Annotated in this window: 20 protein-coding genes; 7 read left to right on the forward strand and 13 right to left on the reverse strand. The window is 55.3% G+C overall.

Annotation, left to right across the window (positions count from 1 at the left end; translation table 11 throughout):
- Window positions 1-7: 7 nt before the first annotated feature.
- A complete protein-coding gene (locus HOV93_RS08070) occupies window positions 8-352 on the reverse strand; it encodes a YciI family protein (protein ID WP_207395974.1) in 345 nt (114 codons plus the stop codon).
- A 104-nt stretch (window positions 353-456) separates the two neighbouring features.
- Window positions 457-957 (reverse strand): DinB family protein, encoded by a 501-nt coding sequence (locus tag HOV93_RS08075; RefSeq protein WP_207395975.1) that lies wholly within the window; start codon window positions 955-957, stop codon window positions 457-459.
- A gap of 294 nt (window positions 958-1,251) precedes the next feature.
- Between HOV93_RS08075 and HOV93_RS08080 the strand changes: the two genes are divergently transcribed.
- Window positions 1,252-2,490 (forward strand): Gfo/Idh/MocA family protein, encoded by a 1,239-nt coding sequence (locus tag HOV93_RS08080; protein WP_207395976.1) that lies wholly within the window; start codon window positions 1,252-1,254, stop codon window positions 2,488-2,490.
- A gap of 28 nt (window positions 2,491-2,518) precedes the next feature.
- Here HOV93_RS08080 and HOV93_RS08085 read toward each other — a convergent pair whose 3' ends face one another.
- The 4 genes from HOV93_RS08085 to HOV93_RS08100 form a co-directional block, all read right to left on the reverse strand.
- Window positions 2,519-3,055 carry a rhodanese-like domain-containing protein gene (locus HOV93_RS08085; protein ID WP_207395977.1) on the reverse strand — a complete coding sequence of 179 codons (537 nt, stop codon included), beginning with the start codon at window positions 3,053-3,055 and terminating at the stop codon, window positions 2,519-2,521.
- A gap of 200 nt (window positions 3,056-3,255) precedes the next feature.
- On the reverse strand, window positions 3,256-3,645 hold the full coding sequence (locus HOV93_RS08090) for a hypothetical protein (protein WP_207395978.1): 390 nt from the start codon (window positions 3,643-3,645) through the stop codon (window positions 3,256-3,258).
- A gap of 37 nt (window positions 3,646-3,682) precedes the next feature.
- Entirely contained in the window at window positions 3,683-4,672 is a 990-nt protein-coding gene (locus HOV93_RS08095) for a DUF1559 domain-containing protein (RefSeq protein ID WP_207395979.1), read from the reverse strand.
- 669 nt (window positions 4,673-5,341) lie between these two features.
- Window positions 5,342-5,650: a hypothetical protein gene (locus HOV93_RS08100; protein WP_207395980.1), complete on the reverse strand. Its 309-nt coding sequence runs from the start codon at window positions 5,648-5,650 to the stop codon at window positions 5,342-5,344.
- Window positions 5,651-6,275: 625 nt separating this feature from the next.
- Between HOV93_RS08100 and HOV93_RS08105 the strand changes: the two genes are divergently transcribed.
- A complete protein-coding gene (locus HOV93_RS08105; RefSeq protein WP_207395981.1) occupies window positions 6,276-7,649 on the forward strand; it encodes a Gfo/Idh/MocA family protein in 1,374 nt (457 codons plus the stop codon).
- Window positions 7,650-7,719: 70 nt separating this feature from the next.
- Here HOV93_RS08105 and HOV93_RS08110 read toward each other — a convergent pair whose 3' ends face one another.
- The 4 genes from HOV93_RS08110 to HOV93_RS08125 form a co-directional block, all read right to left on the reverse strand.
- Entirely contained in the window at window positions 7,720-9,249 is a 1,530-nt protein-coding gene (locus HOV93_RS08110) for an RtcB family protein (protein ID WP_207395982.1), read from the reverse strand.
- Between the two features lie 78 nt (window positions 9,250-9,327).
- On the reverse strand, window positions 9,328-10,836 hold the full coding sequence (locus tag HOV93_RS08115) for an arylsulfatase (RefSeq protein WP_207395983.1): 1,509 nt from the start codon (window positions 10,834-10,836) through the stop codon (window positions 9,328-9,330).
- Between the two features lie 43 nt (window positions 10,837-10,879).
- Window positions 10,880-11,446 (reverse strand): hypothetical protein, encoded by a 567-nt coding sequence (locus tag HOV93_RS08120; RefSeq protein WP_207395984.1) that lies wholly within the window; start codon window positions 11,444-11,446, stop codon window positions 10,880-10,882.
- A gap of 216 nt (window positions 11,447-11,662) precedes the next feature.
- Entirely contained in the window at window positions 11,663-12,487 is an 825-nt protein-coding gene (locus HOV93_RS08125) for a hypothetical protein (RefSeq protein ID WP_207395985.1), read from the reverse strand.
- Window positions 12,488-12,777: 290 nt separating this feature from the next.
- Here HOV93_RS08125 and panB point away from each other — a divergent pair, with 290 nt between their 5' ends.
- The 5 genes from panB to HOV93_RS08150 all read left to right on the forward strand — a co-directional run bounded on the left by panB (window position 12,778) and on the right by HOV93_RS08150 (window position 18,426).
- The gene (gene panB, locus HOV93_RS08130; RefSeq protein WP_207395986.1) at window positions 12,778-13,587 is read left to right on the forward strand and encodes a 3-methyl-2-oxobutanoate hydroxymethyltransferase; all 810 of its coding nucleotides are present in this window, start codon (window positions 12,778-12,780) and stop codon (window positions 13,585-13,587) included.
- Window positions 13,588-13,644: 57 nt separating this feature from the next.
- Complete coding sequence (locus tag HOV93_RS08135; protein ID WP_207395987.1) at window positions 13,645-15,690, forward strand: thioredoxin domain-containing protein; 2,046 nt, start codon at window positions 13,645-13,647, stop codon at window positions 15,688-15,690.
- A 139-nt stretch (window positions 15,691-15,829) separates the two neighbouring features.
- Window positions 15,830-16,834, forward strand: a complete 1,005-nt coding sequence (locus HOV93_RS08140) for a YceI family protein (protein WP_207395988.1) — start codon at window positions 15,830-15,832, stop codon at window positions 16,832-16,834.
- 6 nt (window positions 16,835-16,840) lie between these two features.
- On the forward strand, window positions 16,841-17,752 hold the full coding sequence (locus HOV93_RS08145; RefSeq protein WP_207395989.1) for a hypothetical protein: 912 nt from the start codon (window positions 16,841-16,843) through the stop codon (window positions 17,750-17,752).
- 251 nt (window positions 17,753-18,003) lie between these two features.
- Complete coding sequence (locus HOV93_RS08150; RefSeq protein WP_207395990.1) at window positions 18,004-18,426, forward strand: DUF4112 domain-containing protein; 423 nt, start codon at window positions 18,004-18,006, stop codon at window positions 18,424-18,426.
- On the opposite strand, the gene HOV93_RS26360 is transcribed toward HOV93_RS08150, so the two are convergent.
- The 3 genes from HOV93_RS26360 to HOV93_RS08165 form a co-directional block, all read right to left on the reverse strand.
- Entirely contained in the window at window positions 18,423-19,493 is a 1,071-nt protein-coding gene (locus tag HOV93_RS26360) for a DUF6268 family outer membrane beta-barrel protein (RefSeq protein ID WP_207395991.1), read from the reverse strand. The two genes, HOV93_RS08150 and HOV93_RS26360, sit on opposite strands and share 4 nt — an antisense overlap.
- A gap of 72 nt (window positions 19,494-19,565) precedes the next feature.
- Entirely contained in the window at window positions 19,566-20,753 is a 1,188-nt protein-coding gene (locus HOV93_RS08160) for a hypothetical protein (protein ID WP_207395992.1), read from the reverse strand.
- A gap of 122 nt (window positions 20,754-20,875) precedes the next feature.
- Window positions 20,876-24,343 carry a PVC-type heme-binding CxxCH protein gene (locus tag HOV93_RS08165; protein WP_207395993.1) on the reverse strand — a complete coding sequence of 1,156 codons (3,468 nt, stop codon included), beginning with the start codon at window positions 24,341-24,343 and terminating at the stop codon, window positions 20,876-20,878.
- Window positions 24,344-24,396 lie beyond the last annotated feature (53 nt).

Genomic DNA, 24,396 nt, shown 5'->3' on the forward strand with positions numbered 1-24,396 from the left:
ATTTTCACTACAGTGGAAGCGATTCCAGGGGACGGACTTCGACGCTGCCCACCGACGCCGGTGGAATTCGAGCTGCGATGGCCAGCGCTTCCGCTTCATTCTCGACATCCAGAATGTAATAGCCGCCCAACTGCTCGGTCGTCTCGGCAAAAGGCCCCGTCGTGACTAGTTGCTTTCCGTCGCGTACCCGGACCGTCTTGGAAGTCGAAACGGACATGAGCGGAGAAGAAGCGATGAGCTTCCCTTCCTTCTCCAATTCGTCGCAAATGGTCATGCTCTTACGCATGCAATCCTCGCGGCTCTCAGGCGTCCAACTCGTTTCCGCGCCGTAGACCAGTAACATGTATTTCATGAGTTCTCTTTTTGTGGGTATCGGTGATTGATGTGAACAGAATCCGTTGAGCCTCGCTGTCACATTCAAGCGAGATTCATTGTAATTCGCGGCATCACGGGCGATCAAACAAACGGTTGACGACTGAGCGCCTTGCGTGCATCAGCCAATTGCCCGCGATGCGACATCTCGTGCATGGCGATAAGCAGGAAGATGTGTCCCTTACTTTGAAAGTCTGACCGATCAGCGAGCATATCCCACACAAACGCAGGCTTGGCATCGAGACCGCTCTCACCGATCTCGTTCAATTTCACAAGCGTTTGTTGATGGATATCGCGATACGCTTGCAGCACGTCCCCATAGCTGGGGTACTTCGACGCGTCGTAACTCGGCTCCGTTCCGCCGGAAAACAGCTCCTTCCACTGGGCGACTTGGCTTTCCTCGCCAGTGATCATGGCCAAAAGACCTCCCCGCGAGAATGCCATGTGCCCCATAACCCACAGTGGGTGATTGCCTTGGCATCCGGTCGGATCGGTTAGCGGTGCGTCGGCTAAATCTTCGGCCAACTGAAGTGTCCAATCGAAACTCGTGCTGAGCGCCGCCTGAATGGTTTCGGTTGCGTTCATTGTTTTCTTTCCTTAAGGAATTTCCAGCTTGTTCTTTACTAAATAGTCGAAGGAAGCTGCTCCCATTCGACATCACTTTGAAATATTTTCGAGGGCACCTAAAGCGTGGGTGCCAAGCTTTCTTCACAAACGGCCAAGGCTTCTACAGCTTGTGCTGGGGCCCTGCAAGATTTCACGTGACATCATCTACGATCGACGCTACACTGAAGTTGCCTCCCGCGGGGATCGCAGCCCTGTTGATTGCCGCAATCGCTTCTCCCAATTCCTGCCGTACCTTTCTAAGGACATCCATTGATGAGCGAGCCTTTTCGACATCCCACTCCGGTAACGCGTCGTAGTTTCCTTCGTGCCTCCGGCAGCATCGCAGCAGGTGCCAGCATGGTTATACCGGCAGCGGTACACGGCGAGCAATCTCCTCAAAAGGTTCGTCTGGGCATTGTCGGTGGTCGGTTTGGCCTGGGGTTTCAATTTCACGAACACCCAATGTGCGAGGTGAACGGTGTCGCCGAGCTGCGGCCCGAACGATTGGACGCGTTGAGCAAGACCTACCAATGTTCAACGAAGTACGAATCGCTAGAGGCCATGTTAGCTCAGGCGAAGGACATCGATGCGGTTGCCATTTTTACGGAAGCCCCCAACCATGTCCCCCATTCGCTCGCCGCTTTGAACGCAGGCAAGCACGTTCTGTGTGCGGTTCCTGTGGCGATGAACTTGGAGGAATGCGAACAGCTAATCGAAGCCGTTCAGCGGACCGGACTCACGTTCATGATGGCCGAAACCAGTTACTGGCAGCAAAGCACTATCACGGCTCGCAAGATGTTCGAGGAAGGCAGCTTTGGCCAGTTGATCTACTGCGAATCGGCCTATCAACACGACGGCCTGGATACGCTCTTTATGGAAAATGGGAAGCGTACGTGGCGGTATGGTTTTCCGCCAATGCACTATCCCACCCACTGCACGGCGCACTTTGTGAGCGTCACCGGCGAGCGACTTACCGAAGTGGCCTGTCAGGGATGGGGAGACGAAGCCGAAAGCTTGAAGGACAACGCATACGACAATCCTTTCTGGAATGGTTCTGCCAATTTCAAAAGTGAATCGGGGCTGACCTTCAATATGCGTGTGTGGTGGAAAGGTGCCCACCGCGGTGGCGAGCGAGCCGAATGGATTGGGGACAAAATGAGTTTCTACGGTCACGACCCCAATGGCCTTGGTCCGATCGTCGTTCGTAGCGGCAATCAAACCGAAAAGGACGACGGTGGCTTTGTTCGCAGTCTTCCTCAATACGAAAAATACAACGTGCCGGCCTGGTGGCAAACCGACATGCTGCCCAAGCCGCTGCGACATAACAGCGGCCATGAAGGATCGCACACCTTTATCACGCACGAATTCATCGATTCGCTGGCCAACAACCGGCGACCGGCGGTCGATGTCTACGAGGCCGTCGCCTATACGGCCCCTGGTATCGTGGCCCATCAGTCGGCATTGAAGGGGGGCCAGCAATTGAAAGTCCCCAACTTCGGCCGGGCAACCTAGGCGATCGGCGCCTGGCTACTTGGCGTTTTCAACCGAGCTGCCTGCGAAGGGGATCTTCGTCTGATGACGATCGAGTAGCGGCTTGAGCTCGTATATGTTGCGATAGCCGTAGCTGTAAAGCGTGTTGTAGGTATTCAAATTGAGCGAAGCGACGACCGACTTGGTAGCAAATGCGGTTGGCTCGTTTTTGAAGTTGTTGTTGCAGTAAATCACGACCGGGGTATCTTTTCGTCGGAATCAATTCAGCCAAAGCTTCTGCGGTCATGTCCGGCAGCGAGATATGCACGGCCCCTTTCACATGCAGCAGGTCATACATGCGTTGGCTGCGAGCATCGAGAACGATCGCCTTCGGATCGTTTATCATGCGTATGAACTGATCCTCGGAAACACGCCGCTTTTCACGAACCTTCGCGACCTCTTGCACCTGCTTCGCGAAACCTTGGTAGTCGATCTGAGGATTCGCAAGCGTCGAGTCCGACGAAGGCCCTTCCCCAGAATGTAGCGTTCCGGCGACAAGTGCTCCCAAGACTCCGGCAATGACCGTCGCCAGCATGATCGTTCTCATTTTCTTATCTCCCAAGCGTAAGCAATTGACACATACCCAGCCTTGAAGGAAGACGATCCACCGAGCTATTCAGATTTACGATCTTAGAGGCTGCCTCACCACATCAACTCTTAACCCCTTTCCATGTAACGCGTTGCATCCAGAAAGACGGAGCCACAAAGGCCCGTCCTTCGGTTGCCGATTGGGTGTTTATCTCAGCACTACTTCTCGATGGTGAAATCTTCGGTCGCTTTGTCTTTGGGCAAATCGACTTCGATCAGATGATTGCTGAATAGAACATCGCCCAGCGGGTTATGTTCGGTAACGTTCTTCGCATCGTAGCCATCGATCCGGACGCGGTGTGCTCCACCGACGGTCCCCTTACCGACAGGCGTCTCGTATTTGCCATCTTTGATTTCTGCCGTCACCATTGGCCCTGAATTATCTTTCCTGCCGTCAGGCTCGAAGTAAATTTTGCCCGCAGGCAATGGGGCTCCCTTGTAGGTGACTGTGCCCGAAAGAGGGAACCGATCAGGACCTTCTGTCACTGGGCCGCTGCAACCAAGTGTTGCGGTCACCGTCAAGATAGCGAGCAATATCCACATGCGCATGATGTCTTGTCTCCTTTAGCAATGGGTTGAAAGACGATTAGAGTTGGCCCAGTCCACCGATGGGATACCCATCGCTACGCTTGCTCAAATTCCGGTGCGTCGTGATGTCGATGTTTTCGCTAATGAAGTGAACCGAAGCATCTCCCATGGCCATGTGGCAGCCGCCGGGGTGCCAGCTTCCCACCGTGCCTGGCATCTCGTCCCACATGTGAACGTTGTTGTTAAGGGGACTATCGCCAGTGTTCGGCTGAAAGGTACAGGCCACAATGTTAAGCAGAAGCGAGTCGTCGTTATTGATGCGTGCCGACGAAGCCCAGGTTGCCGTTTCACAACAGAAACTTGGCTGGAAAAGATACTTACTCTCACCGATCAGATATACATTCGACGTACCATCGGTGGCACTATGAAAGCCTGTCTTCGAGTTCAAATACAGCATCCCATTGTTGTAGTTCAAACGCGTGTTGTTCATCCGGCAGTTATAAGCCGTGCCATTGTTATTGCCTGGGTACGTATCACCACCCATGACGCCCATATAGTTATTGGTCAAGCTTCCGCCAGAGGCCAATGGATCTGAAGGGCAATGAAACGCGTCGACCGAAGTGGTCTGAGGAACGAAGTTATCGTTCGTGCCGCAACTAGGATTGGTCCCGGTAAAGTCGTCATTAAACCCCCAGTACAGCGGCTGCCGGAAGTCGAATTGTTCGTAGAGGTTTCCTTGCTCGATGAATGGCAAGATCAGAACTGTCCACGAAGCCATACCATCCTGACATTGATCCCCGTCCGGGGTGCAATCAGTGGTCGAACCACTACGGCTCATGTTGCCAGAAGGAAACACATTGAACGTATCGTGATAGTTGTGCAGGGCGAGTCCCAACTGCTTCATCTTATTGCGGCAACTCGTTCGCCTTGCTGCTTCGCGGGCCTGTTGCACGGCCGGCAAGAGAAGTGCAATCAGCACCCCGATGATGGCGATCACCACCAACAATTCCACGAGCGTAAACCCTACACGTTTAACTTGATGTCTCATAAGAAGCCTCCGGAGCGAAATAATAAAATTTATATCTTCACGATTAATTAAGCTTTCACGACAGCGGACAGGCTAATTGAGACGCTCAACAAAACTCAATACCTTGAAACGCACCCCAAGTGATTTGCATGAAATGCACAACATGGGCATGACAAATTGCAAATCACGGCCGCAACAGAACTCAGGGTTGCTATTGATTTCCCGAGCAACTCATACGGGTTACAGGCAACCTGAAGTGAGATTGGGAGCGAACGCAGCTTCGTAGCATCAGCCAAAGAGTTGACCTGTTAGACAAAACAAGCGATGTCCAAGTAACTGCGCAGCACGTCCTGCCTCTTCCGCCCCGTTACCCGCACAAAAGGGTTAACGTGAGAGGGCAGCCCGCCTGGTGACAGCGCATGAGCGAACGCAGTTCCCGAACGACTCGGAACGTATTCTTATGGTCTTTGTTAAATATTATTCAGAAACTCCTCACCCTGCCCCCTCTCCCTTCGAGGGAGAGCGGACAGGAAAAAGAGCCCTGTTTTGATGTAGGGTGCTGAGCAGCGCAGCGAATCGCACCTTGCACAACGTTGTCGCGTTGCCATTTGATGGAGACCGCATTCGGTGCGATACGTTCCGCTTCGCGTCTCTGCTCGCACCCTACCCGAGGTTGAGGGGCACGGGTTGTTAGGGTGGGCCGCGTTCTTTGGCTAGATACTGGTTCGGTTTAACAGCGGCGGGTGCCATGCTCACGTCTTCGTGGGCATGGCTTTCCTTTGTTCGACTTATCTGCTCGATCCAGTACAGAAGGTCGAACTCTTGGACTACGACGTGAGGTCTTGCCTTCGGCAGGTTATCGCCAGGCAAGTGTGCTTTGTGCTTAGCCTTTCCGGACTGGTTGTAGGCTTCCCAGGCGGCTTCTTTAAGGCCATCCTGCGAACCGTGCGCAGAGGCGCTCGGTTCGTGTTTTTCAGATTGTGCGTGGTGATGGGACATGACGGTGCTCTTAAGTGGTGTTGGGTTAGTAGGGCCCGCGTGTCGCGGGTCGCGAAGCTAGTACCCGGTGTCCGACCCGCGACACGCGGGCCCTACGGTTTGCTGCTTGTCTAGCAGCGAAACTAGGTACGGATTTCGTATGCCTACAAAGAAAATAGGCACGGTGCCGGGGAAGCGTCCCCTGGGCATGATTTAGGTATATCAGCCTGGTGTAGCATATGTATAGTGCTCAAATGAAAATTTTTTGGGATTCGCGCGGGCGTGGGTTGTTAAGCGGTTCCAGGCGTCCGACGCTCGCCCGCGAGGCCCTACGGATCGAGACTTGCTTCTGGGTTTGTGCCGGCCTCGTTAGCCGCTTGTGGCCCTAGGGGGCCAGGCATCTTCGCCTACGATCCTGCGCAACTGACATCGCCTCAGCAAGCAATAATTACGGGTTTTTCTGGAAATACGCAAACCCTGAAGAAGTGTCTCTGCCTGCCCCTTTATGCTATACTTAAGGGGCTATCCTTCATTTTTGATTGGATTGGTATCCTTCGCTTGCGTATTGATTCACCAATCTCGGTCGACCTCCCCAGACCTTTTCCGTTTACCCCAATTGCTTACGTAACCTGGAAAGATTTATCCCATGCCTAAATTTCCGCAAAGCACACGTCGTCGATTCCTTCAGGGAGTTGCCGCCGCCGGTGCCGCTACGTTCATCATTCCATCCGCCCACCGTGCCTTCGGTTTTCAGAATGCCAACGATCGCCCGACGTTCGCGACGATTGGTCTTCGCAACCAAGGTTGGGGCATCACCAACAAGACGACCCCTTACGCCGACTTTGCTGCATTAGCGGACGTCGATGCCAACGTTTTGGCCGAGAATGTATCGAAGCTGGAAAAGAAGCAAGGCAAAAAGCCGGACGCGTATAACGACTATCGCAAAGTCCTCGACCGCCAAGACATCGACGCGGTGATGATCGCCACGCCAGACCATTGGCACACCAAGATCGCCGTCGAAGCGATGTATGCCGGCAAAGATGTCTACTGCGAAAAGCCGCTCACGCTGACGATCGCCGAAGGCAAGCTGATCGAGAAGGTCGTTAAAGAGACCGGTCGCGTCTTTCAGGTCGGTACCATGCAGCGTAGCGAATCGGGACAACGTTTCCTGCAAGCGGTCGCCATGGTGAACGAAGGTCGTATCGGTAAGGTCCAAAAGGTGACCTGCGGTATCAACGGCATGACTGGCTCGGCCGAAATCCCTGTGACGGAAGTGCCGGAAGGTCTCGACTGGGACATGTGGCTCGGCCCAGCGGAAAAGGTCGACTACCGTGCTCTGCCGGAAATGCGAAAAGGTTACGGCGGCGGCGTTCCTCTTTACAGCAATTGCCATTACTCGTTCCGCAACTGGCACGAATACTCTGGCGGTAAGCTGACCGACTGGGGTGCCCACCATGTGGACATTGCCTGTTGGGCATTGGGTGCGACCGACACCGGCCCGAGCAAGATCAAACCACTCGAGTACGAACTGGCTTGCGAATACAAAGACGGCAACCCGGTCGTCCACGATCGCTACAACGTGGCCACCAAGTTCAAGATCCAGGCCGACATGCCTAACGATGTCGAAATGATCATCCAAAGCGAAGGTGACAACGGGATCCTCTTCGAGGGAACCGATGGTCGTTTCTTCGTTAATCGTGGCAAGATCGTCGGTGCCCCGGTCGAAGCACTGAAAGAAAATCCGCTGCCTGAGGGCGCGATCGAAAAAGTGTACGGCGGTCCGGTTCCGAAGAACCATAGCGTCAACTTTATCGAGTGCATGGACTCGCGCAGCCAGCCGATCTCGGACGTGTGGTCGCATAACCGCATGCTCGAAATCTGTCACCTTTCGAACATCGCCATGCGATTGGGTCGCGAACTCAACTGGGACCCAGAAAAGCGAGAAGTCATCGGCGACGATCAGGCCAACACGTTCCTGTCGCGAGAAAGCCGCAAAGGCTACGAAACTCAGATGGGCTAAGACCTATCTGTCCGATCCCCAAAGAAGAAAGCCACCGGTGTTTGCCGGTGGCTTTTTTTTGAGAACAACGCTAGCCCTTCACTGTCATCAGAGGCTTTAGCTCCGCGACGGGTCTCGCCATGCCAGAATCTTGGATGGTCTCGATCACCGGGCCGATTCCCTTGTAGGCAAACGGCGCTTCCTGCCGCAAGTCGGCTAGTTTCTTTTCCATGATATCGCTTCGCTGACGAATGTCTTGCCGCCGGAAGTCGACAGGCGTTACCACACGAAATTCTTCTAGGAACCTTTCAAACTCTCGATCAAAGCCCTTCATCGATGCTCCTCGCGAGATTGCACGACCGGCACCATGAGCGGCACTCTGGTTGGTGCCAGGCAATCCGTTTCCGGCCAGCACATAGCTGCTCGCCCCCATCGACCCTGGCACAAGCACCGGCTCACCGTAGTAGGCAAAGGGAGTATCAACCATTGCGTCGTATCCCCGCGCTGGGCATGCTCCCTTTCGGTGAATATACGACTCATGCCCCTGAGACGGCTCCTTCCAAATCATATTATGAGGCGCGTCGTACAGCAGTTCGCACTGTGTTTCTCCAAAGCACTTCTCCAGACTGGCCCATGCCATCAACGCCAGGAACATTCGATTTGCGTAGGCAAAATTCGCCGCGTTGTGCATCGCGTCCCAGAAGACCGTCTCGGCCTGACCATCTTCCGGGCCAACTGGGAGAATATGGATTCCGTTTTCCGGCTTACGAACCGAATCGGGATGGCGTTGGCGAACTTGATCGCGATAGAAATTGCCGCTGGCGTATCCGACCGAAACGCTACCGGTATGTACCATGACCGTTACCATCCCAGGCACAAGCCCCCAGGCATGGGCGATTTGCCCATCCAAGATGCGTTCGACTTTCTGGAATTCGACAAAGTGATTGCCACCTCCGATCGAACCGATTTGACTATCGCGGTGCACGCGGTCGCGTTTGCCTAGCATGTCTTCGAGCCCGTCAACGCGGCGGGCCGGCAGGCACCCACGTCGATCTATCCGGGACAAAGTTTCGTGCCGATCGGTACGATGAAAATAACTCCACAACCCTTCATCAAACGACTGATCGATCGTATCGAATAGTCCTTCAATGCCGGAAAGAAGTAGCGCCTCGCGATGCTCCCAGGCCATGGGGATTCGTCTCCCGGCCTCGAAGAAGATAGATCGACAGGCGGTCTCAAGAGCATCGAAGCAAGCTTTAACTTGATCCGCATCGAGGTTGGTCCGATGCAGTCGCATTCCACAGTTGATGTCGTTTCCGATTGCCTGGGGAACGAGAAAGCCTCTTGTTTCCAGAATTGTTCCAACCGGAATACCGCGAGCCTTATGAAAATCAGGCGTCAACGCCACACTCGCAATCGTCGGCTCAACCGAAAACCGTTCCGGGCACGCTCGATAAACGGCTTCAACCGTCTCTTGCAACTGCAGCATCGACTGAAGTTCGTCAACGGCAACCGACTCGATGGGGACCTCTTGGTTTGCGAAAAGGGTGACATCAATCCCATACGGGTTGGTCAGTTGCAGCCGATTCGCATCGATCCGCTTCAGCTCATTCAACGACATGCAGCACCTGGTGTCCCCCTGAAGAAAATTTTCCTATCAGACACTCTTCCCTGAGCTAGGTTCACCGCAGGCAGCTTACTAATTACCTTTGTCCTTCCACCACGCTTGCCACTTGGCAGCCAGTTGCTGCACTTTGTCGGGGTGGTCTGGGGCGAGATCGTTTAGTTCGGTCGGGTCTTCGTTTAGGTTGTACAGTTCCCAGTCTGCTTTGCCGAGCTTGACCAGCTTCCAGTCGTGGTCGCGGATGGCCTGGGCTTTGCCGAACTGCCAATAGATGGGCCAGGGGCGATCGTCGGTAGAACCGCCGAGTGTTTCGACCAGCGAATAACCTGGTAGTTCTGCGGTGACTTTCGCTCCGGCCAAGTCGAGCATGGTGGGCATGAAATCGACCAGGTGTCCCGGTTGATCGGTAAAGGTGCCGGGTTCAATTTCCCCAGGCCACCAGGCGATCATGGGCGTTTTCGTACCCCCTTCGTAGTCGGTCGTTTTGTATTTGCGATAGGGCGTGTTCGACGCGTTGGCCCAGTTGCGTCCCTGGGTCAGATAGCTGGTCACTTCCCATGGCATGGCTCCTTCCACGGTCGACCGGTCAGACGATTCATCGCATGCCCCGTTATCGGACAGAAAGAAGATGACCGTGTTGTCCGCTTTTCCCGTCTCTTCCAGCTTCTGCAGAATGCGGCCGATGTTGCGGTCCATGCGGTCGATCATCGCGGCATAGGTTGCCATGCGAAGATCCCACGAGTCGCGGTCTTTTTCGGCAATGTCGTCCCAAGCCGGCAAGACAGGATCTCGCGGCGACAAACTGGCATGCTCGGGAAGCACGCCCAACTTCTGCTGCTGCGCAAAACGCTGCTCCCGCAGTTTGTCCCAGCCCATCTCGCCATACCGACCGCGATATTTGGCAATGTCTTCCTCGCTGGCATGCAGTGGATAGTGCGGCGCGGTGTAAGCAACGTACAGCAGGAACGGCTGTTGTTCGTCCTTGTAGGTCTCCAGGTATTCGATGGCATGATCGGTGAACGCATCGGTCGTGTAGAAGTCTTTCGACTCAGGCGTGAACGGCTGGAACTCTTGGGCATCGATCGCCCAGCGGCGGACGCGTTTTTTGGCTGGTTCTGCTTCGTCTGGCCGCGCGTGGCCGGGGTTCCAGAAGTTGCAGCAACCATCGGTCAGGCCATAGTACCGATCGAACCCGCGCTGGTAAGGCGTTTGCCCGGCGTGCCACTTGCCAACCATCAGCGTGCGATAGCCTGCCTCGCGCATGCGTTCGCCAAAGGTCGGAGCCTTGTACACGACACTTGCCGACGCACCCACATGGTGCCACCAACGCCCGGTTAATAGCGAGGCCCGCGTGTGTTCGCACTTGGCGTTGTTATAGAACGTGCGGAACCGCATTCCGCTGGTGGCCAGTTTGTCGAGATGGGGCGTTTCGACTTCTCCGCCGTAGCAACCAATGTCTGAAAACCCCATGTCGTCGCACATGATCAAGACGATGTTGGGCCGCTTGGCTTCGGCCGCAGCGACGCTTGAAACCATCGCGAAGCAAGAGCATGCGATGATGCACAGAGACAAAAGAAAACGCATGGCAGGGCACCTTTTCAAGCGGGGGCGAGGAAGAGAGAGCAACTTAGGAACGGTTGCGATGGGGCTGGATGACTTGTTTCTCAAGATAGTCGGCCACGGCGACCACTTCCACCGGAAAATGATTGTCGCAATAGACCTCTTTCTCGACTTGCCCTGTCACGACGGTGATGGCAATTTGCGTTCCGTCGAGTAGGTCACCGTGATACTCACTGGCGAGGGCCATGAAGCCTGATTGGTTGAGTTGTTCACAGATCTCTTCCAACTCGGCCACGGACACCTCGAATGTCAGTTGTTTCTGGCGCGTCGGCTCGGACTCTCGCTCCCAGTAGGTGTACTCGCCACTACCGTCGGCTTGAATGCGGAGAATATCGAACCCATGCTGCCCGTCGCCTATCGCATATTCGATCAAAAATTCGGGGCTCGGCTGAACCACCATGTTTTTTGTGTCTTCTGCCGAATTCACAACGCGATCGGATCGATGCGAAATGACCTTGTGAGGACCAATTTCCACTTCGCCAGAACCAGACGACATCCCGGAGACCATCAGCAGATAGAATCCGCCGAATACCAACACGACAATCAGAGCGTATTTGAGAAGCCGGGCAGTCATAGCAGATCCACGAAGTAGTAGCCGCAAATGGAAGATCTGTTCACCGCGACAACATAAGCGATCTGGTCGCAGATCGCAACGATTTCCACCGCATTCTTGCCTGATGCGAATGGGCGTTCCGCCGTGTTTGGATTCGCTGCGCATAAAAAAAGAGGAGGTCACATGGACCTCCCCTCCCGGTTCACCAGCCAGGCATCTTTCGATGTCCGGCGGTTACTACATATCGAAAATACTCTTGGCCTCGGCCGGGTTGGCAGGGGCATCGTCTTTGTCTCGATTGCGACGGTTGCGTCGGGCTTCGCGAGGATCTTCAGGAGCGGCAAACGGCTGGGCCGCTTCCACTTCAACTTCCCCCTTCAAGATGCCGACGCCTTGGTCGTAATAGTGAACGGTTCCCTTGACGGTGTCGCCCATGCGAATCAATCGCGGGTCCGGCAGCTCGACGCTGATCTTGGCATCTTCGGCGATTTCGACGGTAACCTTTGCTTTGCCGGCACTGACGCTCCATTTGCCGTCTCGGGAAACGCCAGACAGGCGACCCACAACGGTGTACTTAGAAACTTCTTCGGCCGTGCTTTCGGTTGTTTCCTGCTCGCCGGTCGAAGAAAAGTCAGGCAGTTCGGCTTGCTCGGTGACGCCGAGTTCTAGCTGAGGCGTTGGCGTGAAGACGCTCACTTTGCTTATTGCGGATTGGCCAACACCTTTTTTATCGAGCGTGGCCTCGAAGTGGACGAACATGCCAGGACGAACCCAAGCTTTCTCGGCTTCGCCGCGCACGATGATTTCATTGGGCTTCGAGTCAACGCGGATCGTCCATTCCTGGTTTCCCTTTTCAGGCTTCAGCTTAATCAGGGGTGCTTGAGCGGCGGTTAGCTTACCAGTCAGGGTCGTCCGTTCCTGCTCCTGGCCAGGCCGTCCATTGAAATTAGGCATGCCCTGCTGGGGCTGATTGGCATTCTGAGCATGGACGGGAAACGAAAGTAGCAACACGGCCAGTGAAAAGGAAGCGGCCGCACAAAGACGAGCAATTTGGCGATGCATGGGAGTCCTGAAATAATTCCGGAGGGAAGCGCATGGAAGGCTGCTGTGTCTTTTAGGATAACGTTTGGTGAAGAGAATTTCCAATTTTTTCCACCAAGACCCTTAACCGCTCATGAACAGGGTCGGTTCGCAAGAAGCGCAGGCAACGCCGCCCAAGTGCTTGTCAGCAGGGCCGGATTCAGACCGAGCGTCGCCCCATAGGCCCCGGGCAGTGGTTGCCGCTGCGACGCCTAACAGTGAAAATAAGTGCTGACTGGCTCAACACTTGCATTCAGGAAAGACCTCGCCCCATGTCCACACCCCCGCGCGGCAAATCCCGGCTGACCGTTCCGCAGTTTGTAAGCCGTAAGGCGGAAGGGAAAAAGCTGACCGTATTGACCGCTTACGACTACCCTATGGCCAGCCTGGTCGACCAGGCCGGTATCGATGCGATCTTGGTAGGGGATACCTTGTCGATGGTGGTTCAAGGTCACGACTCAACCATTCCGGTCACGTTGGACGAGATGATTTACCACGCCGAGATGGTTACCCGTGCGGTCACCAATGCGCTGGTTATCGTCGATATGCCCTTTCCATCGAACCTTTTGGGCGTCTACGAAGCCATTCGCAACGCAGGCCGCATCCTTAAAGAGACCGGGGCACAAGCCGTCAAACTAGAAGGGGGCGCGGATCAGTCCGAAGTGATCTCAGGCCTGGTTAACGCTGGCATTCCGGTCATGGCGCACATCGGCCTGCGGCCCCAACTGGTCCATCAAATGGGCGGATACCGCGTTCAGCGCGATCGGGACCGGCTGATTGAAGATGCCAAGGCCGCCGCCAACGCCGGGGCCTTTAGTATTGTTTTGGAATGCATTCCTCAGGACGACGCCGCAGAAATTTCCCAGATGCTGGACATTCCGACCATCGGTATCGGCGCGGGCAGCGCGTGCGACGGGCAAGTCCTGGTGCTCAATGACATGCTCGGTTTGACGGAAGGGCACGTGCCCAAGTTCGTCAAACAGTACGCCAATATCCGCCAGACGGTTACCGATGCGGTTCGCCAATACTGCGAAGATGTTCAGTCTGGCGAATTCCCCGACCAAGCGCATTCGTTTCGCTAAACCCATCGCTCACCTTGTTTAGTGCGGCAACTGGTCGCGCGAAGGAAACCGGATCATATGCCGAACCGTCTCGCTCACGAAACGAGTCCGTACCTCTTGCAGCACGCCAACAACCCGGTCGATTGGTATCCATGGGGAAGCGAAGCCCTCGAGAAGTCGAAGCAAGAAGAGAAACCGATCTTCCTGTCGATTGGATATTCGGCTTGTCATTGGTGTCATGTGATGGAGCACGAAAGCTTCGAGTCGCAAGAGATCGCCGACTACCTGAACGAGCACTATGTGTGCATCAAGGTCGACCGCGAAGAACGCCCTGATCTCGATCAAATTTACATGAACGCCGTGCAACTGCTCACCGGGCACGGCGGCTGGCCCATGTCAGTGTTTCTGACAACCGAGTTGATGCCGTTTTATGGCGGCACTTATTGGCCCCCCACTGCAAGCCGGGGTATGCCTGGCTTCGATCAAGTGCTGCGGGCCGTGGTCGATGCCTGGGCGAATCGTCGTGATGTCGCACTGCAACAATCACGGATCCTTACCGAGCGTCTGCAGAAGATCGGTCTTGGGACGGCAGAATCGAGTGAGATCCCCCCTGGTCGCGTTGGCATGGCGGTGCGTCAAATGGAAGAGTCGTTCGATCCCCAGCATGGCGGATTCGGTTCGGCACCCAAGTTTCCGCATACGATGAATGTCGACTTGCTCATGCGGCATTTCGTCGATACCCGCAACGAGAAGTTGCTGCCAATGGCAACCACGACGCTCGATAAAATGGCGATGGGTGGCATCTACGATCATCTCGGCGGCGGGTTTGCCCGTTACAGCGTCGATGCGTACTGGCTCGTTCCGCACTTCGAGAAAATGCTGTACGACAACTCGCTGCTGATCAGCAACTACGTCGATGCGTATCGCCTGACGAAAAGTGCCAACTATGCCCGCGTGGCGAAGGAGTCTTGCGACTACATCCTGCGTGACATGACCGACGAGCACGGTGGCTTTCACAGCACCGAAGACGCCGATAGCGAAGGAGAGGAAGGGAAGTTCTACGTCTGGACGCCCAAGGAAGTCGACCAGTTGTTGGGCGATCCGCTGATTGCCGAGCGTTTTCGTCAGGTGTACGACATCACCGTGGCCGGCAATTTCGAGGGGCACAGCATTCCGCGGCTGAAGAAATCGATTGCCGAGTATGCTCAGGAATTCGGGACCACCGAACAGGAGCTGCGCGACGAGATGCAACGGGCTCGAGAGGTCCTCTTCAATGCCCGCTGCCAGCGCATTCGTCCCGGCAAGGACGATAAAATTCTTGCGAGTTGGAATGGCCTAATGATCGAGGCGTTAGCCAAAGCCGGGGCAACGTTCAACGAAAGTGCTTACATCGATGCTGCTCAAAAAGCGGCGACGTTTGTCCTGGAGAAGATGACCGACGACGCTGGCCGATTGCTGCACACCTATCGCCACGGCACGGCCAAGCTGTCAGCTTACCTCGATGACTATACCTATTTGGCCTCGGCCATGTTCGCGTTGTACGAAGCGACGTTTGAACCGCGTTGGCTAGAGCACTCGCAGAAGTTGATCGACACGGCGATCGAGCATTTTTACGACACCGAGTCTGGCGGGTTCTTCTATACGGCCGACGATCACGAACAACTGATTGCCCGGAACAAGGACTTCTACGATCACAGCGTCCCCAGCGGCAATGGTGTCGCGGCGTTGGTTCTGGCGAAACTTGGAAAGCTGCTGGGCAACGCGAAGTATTTGCAGCTTGCGCAGGAAACGATGTCGGCGGCAGCCGATGTCCTGCAGAAACATCCGATCGCTGCAGGGCAGCTATTGGTCGCCTACGACTATCTGCATCAGCCTGATTCGGAAGTGGTGATTGCTGCCGCAGACCGAGCCTCGTGCGGCGACCTCATCCACGCGATTCACAACCAGTATCAGCCCAACACGTTGTTTGTGCTGGCGATCGAAGGGGAAGACCTGGGAACAAGCCTAGAGCCGCTGGTCGCGGGAAAAACTTTGCTCGATGGTCAGCCAACGGTCTACGTCTGCGAGAACTTCCAATGCAACGCCCCGGTGAGTGCCACCGAATACCTGGACACATTATCGTAGAATGGAAACCTTTCCGGCGGTGTGGTCTAATAACGTTTCACACACGCCAGGGACTAGCTTCTGCAGCATTCGCGGCTCACGCTTCAAGCGTCCGGCTGCCTACCCAGCATTCACTCACAACATCATGGAGATTACGAAGATGCGATTTTTAGGTTTAGTTTTGGTCGCCGCGATTGCTTTCACCGGCTGCAAGCCCCCCAGTGGCGACAGTGGGACTCCGAGCAGCAACGAAACGACCACGCCAGCGGCTACCAATGAAACGGTCCCCGCCCCCGTGGTGACACCGGCTCCTACCGAAGAAGCTCCTCCGGCAGCGGAAGAAAAGCCTGAAATGAAGAAGGAAGAGCCGGCACCTCCGATGGAAACACCCAAGGAAGAACCAGCCCCCGCGCCGGAAGCTCCTCCAGAAGAAATGAAAAAGGAAGAAGTCAAACCGGAAGCCGCAGCTCAACCCGCCCCAGCGGAAGAAGTCGAAGGACTCACCGACAAGGCATCCGCCGACAAAGCTCCTAAGGAGACGGCCCCCAAGGAAAAGGCACCTGAAGCGAAGCCGGCCGAGAAACCAGCGCCGGAAGAAAAGCCAGCGGACAAACCGGCTCCTGAAGAAGCTGCTGAGATGAAGAAGCCTGCGGAAGAAACCAAGACGATCGCCGCAGAAGCAAGTGGTCCGGTCGAAGTGAAACTCACGCCAGAGAACACCTTGATTCAATTCGTGGGCATCCACAAAGGGGACAAGCCAGATCCGCGCACCGGGAAGTTCGGCAAGCTCAGCGGCACGGCCAAAGCCGCCGACGGCAAACTGACTGAAGTCAACGTTCTGATCGAGACTCCTTCGCTGGAAACGGAAATTGAAAAGCTGACCAACCACTTGAAGAGCCCCGACTTCTTCGATGTTCGCGAAAACCCGGAAGCGAAGTTCGTTTCTAAATCGATTGAAACGGCCGACGACGGTACCGTAAAGATCACCGGCGACCTGACTTTGCTGAAAGAGACCAAGTCGATCAGCTTCCCCGCCAAGGTCACCGTGGGCAAAGACATCACGCTGGACGCTGAATTTGTCATCAATCGCGTCGACTTCGGCATGGATTTCGGAACCGACAATGTTCACGAAGATGTGACCATGACCATCAAAGTTGGCAAGTAAACTTACATGCCGTTCTCTTGGAATGATCTTCTTTGGGGCCTCGCCGCACCGCTGCTTACAGCGGCCGGGCTCCGCCTCGTCTTGGTCTGGATTGTTGGCCAATTCGCTTCGACCGACAGGCACGACCCCGACTCGCAAGAGACTTCGCCGGAAGTCAAACCTCAAGCAACCTCGCTTGAGACTTCGCTCTCATTGGTGGTGGGCGCGGCGGTCGGATACTTTATGCTGCAACTGGGACCATGGATCCCCGATGCGCATTACGAGTGGCTGCCAATCGGAATCGCCGCCGCGGTGCTTGTTGCGGCCGTAGTAGGGCAGCTGGGAAATTCCGTGTTGATTCGCTTCTGTGTGCTTCCCCTTGTCTATGCGGCTGTGCTCGCCGGAGTTGGCTATCTGTTGATGCCGACGTGGGAAGACCTTTCACCGCCGTACTTACCGTACCTGTTATGCTGGTGCGTGGGCGCTACGGTGGTTTCTGTCGCGACAGAGCTATCGCCCGAAAGTCATCGTTGGCCCTTTGCCGTCGTTTGGCTGGGAACCTGCTTGGCGGTTGCCGCGATCGTCGCGATTTCTGAAAGCTTACGCTTCGCCCAGGTCGCCGGGCTAACGTTTAGCGCGGTGTTGGGATTAACCTTCGTGGGGTTAATCCTTCGACGGTCTCTCGTGGGTGGTGTTGGGCTGACGCTCACGACCTACCTGGCCGGCATTTTGCTTATCGCGCATGTGAATTCGTGGAGTGATGTACCAATTGTCAGCTATTGGCTCCCCATGGCCGGCCCCCTATTGGCCGCCGTACTGGGAATGCTTCTTTCCCAGAAAATTCCATCCGTGTTACGAGCGACGTTGGTGATCTTAGCGGCTGCTGTCCCATCGACCATTGCGGTCGTTCTCGCGTTTTTAGCAACCTTGCCAGAATGAATGCTAGCCTGCCAGCGCGGTGAAATGAACATCACCGCAAGAATTTCGCTGGGATCCACAAATGTCTCAAAAGGTTTGTTCAACTAGGTTTAGGACAAACGCTATCGCCTCGTTTTCGATTCGTGACCAATTACCAGGTAAGTGGTATAGCGATTGCGAAAAGGTACTACGGCACCTAGTGCGTGCCGTACCCTTAACCCCGATAACGAGCCATGAATATTCGATATTTAAGTCCGAATACGACCCGGTTGATGCCACACAAACCAGGTACACCGAGTGCCGTTCGCAAGGCCGGTAAGCAAGCCCAGAATTCCCTTACCAAAGACGATCGCGAGAAGTTGATCTCGCGTCTGCAAAAGATCGCCCACCTTTTCGACGATGCTGTTACCGTGCCCGGCACGAGCATTAAACTGGGTTGGGACGCGGTGCTTGGTTTGATACCGATTGTCGGTGATGCTTCCACGACGGCGGTCTCGGCGTACTTCCTGTGGGAAGCCTATCGCCTGGGTGCCAGTCGCTGGACGTTGACCAAAATGGTATGGAACGTCCTGGTAGACTTTATCATCGGTTTCATTCCGCTGGTGGGTGACCTGTTTGACGTCACGTTCCGAGCCAACCGTCGTAATATGAAGTTGCTGGAAAAAGAACTGGGTAGACACTCGAAGCAGGGCTAATACCACCAACCGCTGCGTAGCATGATGGTATCGCTCATGTCGAGTTCGACCGGATCGTTTTTGTATTCAAACTTACGTCCGAATACATAGCCAATCTCTACAAACGACTTGCCACCCCCATCCGATTTGCGCTCCATCCCGATGATGACGCGGTAATCGCTCAGGGTGAGCGAGTCGTTCTCGCCCAGCGGATGTTCGACGCTCCAGGTTCCTCCACCAAACTCGCCGGCGACATACCACCAGTCTTCGTAGCCGGGACCGTAAGAGAACAACTGCATGTAGCGAGGGCGGGGAAAGGTCAGCTCTAAGCGATGGTCATTGTCAGGCGTCCAAACCAATCCGACCACCGGCAACACCGAATAGTCGTCGCGATTGAGATAAGCCACGCCGAACAAAAATTGAATCGATTCGGCCCATTGGTACGACATGATCACCATTCCGCTCACACGGAACGCGTCGCTATCGGTCCGCTTAAAATCACTGTAAACGCCTGGGGTCACTGACAGCACCGTCCCCCATTTGGGAGACAACTGCGACATCCAACGTGTTGTGAGATAGGCTTGGTAAAGCGTGGCCGGAGCCTGGACCGAGTCGGGACCGACTAGGAAGTACATTCCGTAGCCAGGGGTCAGCAGCAGGGGGGATTCGCGTGTTGGGGCCGGAAACCCGAGCGTCGCACTACCGCTGACTTCGGTCATGCCGATATTGTCACCACTGCCAGCAATCCAGGTACTTTGAATGGTCAGCGATTGCAGAACACTATCTTTGGCAGGACTTAATATCGGCCGCGTCGAGAAGACTTCTTCTTCACTCAGGTAAAGTGCATCTTGCTGCTCGATATCTTCGGAGATCATGCTCAGCTCCGGGGGATTATCGGAGACGAGCGTGGCTGGAACGGCCGGATTACCTGGCGATCCTGTCTTCGGATACTGCGGCATTTGATATCCGCCTGGGAAGACCTCGGTGGGTGGAATGCGCTGCATCGGCTGATAGGCCGATTCTCGCGAGAGCGAGCTCAGATCGCGTTGCGCCCATGGCTGCATTTGCGCGTTAGCATGCTCCGTCACGTCGCCTCCGAAAAGGCACCCCGCAACAAGGAGACATGCAGCGAAACTCGATGGGTATTTCAATGCCTCGCCTTAGAAATTAAATCCGGCACGTAACATCAGGGTGTTTTGCACACTCAGGTTAGGAATGGTGGGAGCCCGATACAGAATTTCTCGTTCCCATACATACCCGATTTCTGCGTAGGCACGCATCCGATTGGGATGTGTTGCTTCCAGCCCGACAAAGACGCGGTAGTCGTTGATGTCGATCTGGTCGCTTACGCTGTCCATCTCGTCGAAGTCATAGCGTTGGATTGTCCAACTGCCGTAACCGAATTCGCCACCGACATACCACCACACCTTACGATCGCCGACCGTCGTCCAGTACTTAGAAAGTCGCGGGTAGGGGAAGGTGATATCAAAGCGAGTCAGGCTATCTGGTTCCCACAACAAACCAACTACCGGGAGCAGTTTCTTATCCATGCGATCGATGTAAACGGCACCCGCTTTGAGCGTCATGGTGGGTGTTAGGCGAATGTTGCCCACGCCCAGACCTTGAAATCGCAAGCTGTCGGAATTGATGGTCTCGAAGTCCGTATAAACCCCCACGCGAAAGCCAAGTTCGGCATACAATCGGGGCGTAAGTTCAGGATTCCAGGCCAGGTCCAGATAAGCACTATAGGCCTTCGACGGAAGGTCCTGCACCATCGTCGAAGGGCCATCCCAAAGGTGCAGCACAAAGCCAGGAGTGACCAACAATGGATGATCGCTGAACAGAAAGTTAGGAAACAACGCCGTAACCGAGGTCTCGAAGTCCTGCGTCTGCAGGGTATTGGGGTCGTTGCTCAGCTTGGGCAAAAACGTGTACTGAAACGCCAGATTCTCCATGAAACGTTCGTACGGAATCTGGTACTGCTGCTGAGGAGCGAACGGCTGGGCCGGCTGATAAAGCGGCTGCGGCTGCTGAGGATAGAACGAGTTCGGTCCCGTCGAGAAATTCGCAGGCGGCGGCGACGAGGGCGCCGGTGGAAAACTGCCTGGGGGAGGATAGCTGGACGTAGGGGGCGCGGCATAACTGGGCGCACTATAGCCCGGCTGACTGTATTGTGGTGCGGTGGAATAAGGATCCCAGCCTTGGATAGAAGCTCCTGCGGTTCCATTGACGGGTGCAGGCGCAACAGTTCCTTGGGCAGTGGCTTTTTGCCCTGAAGCAAACACTCCAAGTGCTAGCAACAGGCAGCCCCCAACGCTGGAAAACGACCGATAAGAATTTTTTTTCACGATGACGCTCAAGTCCCCCGTCAACCTGTGACGATACTAATTTGCTGGACCGAAGCGTGTAACTACCAAAGGGGCAAGTTGCCGGTCAAGGCAAGATTGCCATCAATTCTCTTCAATCGCGTCTATTTCTTCGCCGCAGTGGCCAAGCGGCCGGTCGATTCCTCTTCCAGTAATCGGACTTTCACCGTCTCTTTACGCTCACCTAAGTTGATCGCTAGCGTCAACTGATGCACACCAGGCTGCCAATTCGCTTCCAACTCTTTGGCGGTCGGGATAGGCTTGCCGTCGAGCCACACCGAAAGTCCTTCCGGCCCCTCGAAAGCAAATCGGAAGGTACCGCCGCTAGCGACCTCGATGTCGGTTTGCACGTAAGCGAACTGCGGCTGGTTGCGATGGGGGTAATAAACGGGCAATTCTGCCAGAGGAATTCCGCCATCGACTTGGCTGAAGACAGGCTTCCACACGAACGAAGGATGCCCGGCCGCAACGGTATTGTTGCTCGAGCGGTTGATCGCTCGCAGCGACTCGTTGTTAAACGTCAGCGTCTTCCACGATCGCATGTACTTTTGATTGCCGATTGAGAACTCTTCGGCTTTGCCCAGCTTCGTCATAAACGCGGCGAGGTCGACGATTTCTTTCGTCGTTAAAGCATCAATTGATCCGTCCGGCATCAGCGATCGCCCTTCGGCGCGATCTTCAATCGCTTCCTGAGGAATCTCGATCTCGCGCCCCTCAGCGTCACGCAGGACCAGCAAGTCGTTGTTTTCACGAACGGGAATCCCGGTGAGCACTTTTCCCTCGTCGGTCAAAATGATCAACGAGTGGAAGTTCTCTTTCACTTTCGCACTGGGCCGCAGCAGGGATTCAACGATGTAGTCTGGCTGAGCACTGGCTCCCAGGCTGATTAAATTCGGCCCGACGCTACCGCCTGCCTCACCGATCGCGTGGCACTTGAAGCAATTCAGTTCCTCTTTGCGGAAGATCGCTTCTCCGGCGTGTGGATCGCCCGACTGCATGGCCAGAATGGTAATGTCGGCCAGTTCTTTGTCCGACCACTGACGAACGCCTTCGGCCAGCCCACCCGCCGCTTGAATGGCCCCAACGAGCTCTGGCGATGCTTGACTGCTGCTTCGTACCGAGCGAAGTGCCAGTTGTGCTTGATCGCGTGGAAGCTTCTTATCCTTAAGTGCGGCAGCCAAACGAAGCTGCCCTTGCTTGCGACTAACAAACGGAGCAAGCAAGGCGTCGGCGGAAATTGGGTTTCCTTCTTTGGCCAATAACATCGCGGTTTGATTCGCCGCATTGGGAAGCGCGATCGTTGCCAGGCTTTCCAATGCAGCCAAACGCAACGCTTGGTCGGCAGAGTCCGTATGAATCAAATCCACCAACAGCTTGGCCGTCGGCTGTCCTGGCATTTTAGCAAGGGCGTTTACCGCAGCAACACGCGCAGCCTGGGGAAGTTCTTTTTCACCAGAAGCATAGCCACGTACCAAATCTTGCGAAGCCACGTTCCAAGCAATCGCCGTATCGAAGGCCAATGCGGCCACTTCAGGCGAGTCGGATGCATAGAGCGTTTCAATCGCCGCCAGGTCGCCTTTCGGCTTCGTCTTGCGAACCTGCATGGCAACGAGAAATGACTTCAGGATCGGAACGATTTGCGAGTTATCTCCGGATCGGCTGCCTTCCGGCAAGATCGATGTGAATAGGTTCCCTAGCAGTTGTGAGCCACCTCGCTGGGCAGCTAATTCGACCAGGCGGCCAGATGTTTTCGCGTCGGCCTCTGGCAGCAAAACAATCGCGGCCTCGGCGACCTCGGCGTTTGGAATCGCTTCGAAGGCAAACGCCCAGCTTTCTGGATGAGCTTTCGCATCTTGAAAGATCTTTGAATTGGTATCGTTATTGGCGACCGCTTCTTGCAATTCCGGAATCCAAACCGGAGCCAGATCCTCGACCAGTTGCCACACGGCAAAGTCCAAAAATCGGTCCATCGGCTGACGCGTCGCTTCCAGCCCGACGATCATTGCCTGCGAGCTGGGCACGGTGGCAAGTGCTCGGACGCCTTCCAAGCGAACGCGTGGATGCTCGTCGCGAACGGCAGCAGTAAACAATGCGAGCGGCTCAGAAACTTCGTCATACCACTGCGAGGCAACCCGTACGGCTGCCGCGCGGATATTGTGATTGGGGGAAGCTAGTAGCTCCAGCAAAAGCGGCTCGTTGATCTCGTCGAGTGCCTGATAAGCCCACAGCCCTTCCAGACGCTGATGTGCGTTAGCCGGGTCTTCCTTGGCTCGCTGCTGCATCCAAGTGGCAAGCTTCTCGAGAACATCGGTCCGTGGGCGAAGCTTCAACTGCAGCTTGGCATGCGTACGAACCCATTTCTCCGGAGAGGTTAAAGCGGTAAGAAGCTCATCGATCGAAGCGTCGTGCAGGTTCTGCGGCTTGATTAAGGGGCTATCCTTCTTCGTCACACGCCAGATACGCCCGTGCACATGGTCGCGGCGTGGGTCGCGAAAGTCGACTTCGCCATGCTGAATGATGGGGTTGTACCAGTCGGCAATATAGATCGCTCCATCAGGGCCCATCTTCACGTCGACCGGTCGAAACGCTCCGTGCGATGCCTTGATGACGTCTTCGGCTTGACGGCTGGCGAAACCGGAACCATCTTCTTCCAGCACAAAGCGGCAAACACGATGGGCACGGAAGTCATTGGTAATCGCACTGGTCTGCCAGTCTTCGGGCAAGTGCGATCCGCCGACCAGTTCCAAGCCGCAGTGCTTGGGGCTGCCGGGGTTGAGCCCGTGCAGTTGACGACGCGAATTGGAAGCCGTAGCAAACACGGCCCCTGGGAAGGTGTAATTGATTCCCTCGCTATAAGCACCATCGGTTGCGAAGTTGGCTCCGTAGTCGTTGAAATGATGCCCCCAGGTGTTCACATAGCCGCGACAGAAAACGTCGAGTTCCAGTGTTTCAGGACGGAACTGCCAGATACCGCCGGCGTTTAAGCGACGTACACCGTGCGGGGTTTCAATATGGCTATGGATATAGATCGACTGGTTGAAGTACATCATCCCGTCGAAGCCCCAGCGAAGCGTGTGCAGGATATGGTGCGTGTCTTCGGTTCCAAAGCCAGACAGCACCACTCGCTTTTCGTCGGCCTTGCCGTCGCCGTCGGTATCTTTCATGTGCAGTAGTTCAGTGCTGTTGGCGACGTACACACCACCGTCACCTGGCAGCACACCGGTCGGAATCAACAGGCCATCGGCGAAAACGGTCGACTTATCGGCGGTGCCGTCTCCGTTAGTATCCTCCAGCATGAGGATCTTGTCGTCGGCCACCTGACCTGGCTCGATCTGAGGATAGACCGAACTCGACGCAACCCACAAGCGGCCTTGGGCGTCGAAGTTGATTTGAATCGGGCTGGCGATCATTGGCTCGGAAGCGAACAGGTTCACCTCGAATCCTTCGGCCACGGTGAACGAACGTTGTTCGGCGGCCGGATCGGTTTCGGGAATGACCTTCAGATCACGCTGAGCAAACAAGGCTGCCGGAGCGAACAACAGCAGCAGCAAGGCAAAAGCAAAACGGTTCATGGGAACGAATATCTCAATATTGAGGAAGATGGATTCAAAATGAGGAGGAGATC

The sequence above is a fragment of the Bremerella alba genome (assembly GCF_013618625.1).
Taxonomy (GTDB): Bacteria; Planctomycetota; Planctomycetia; order Pirellulales; family Pirellulaceae; genus Bremerella; species Bremerella alba.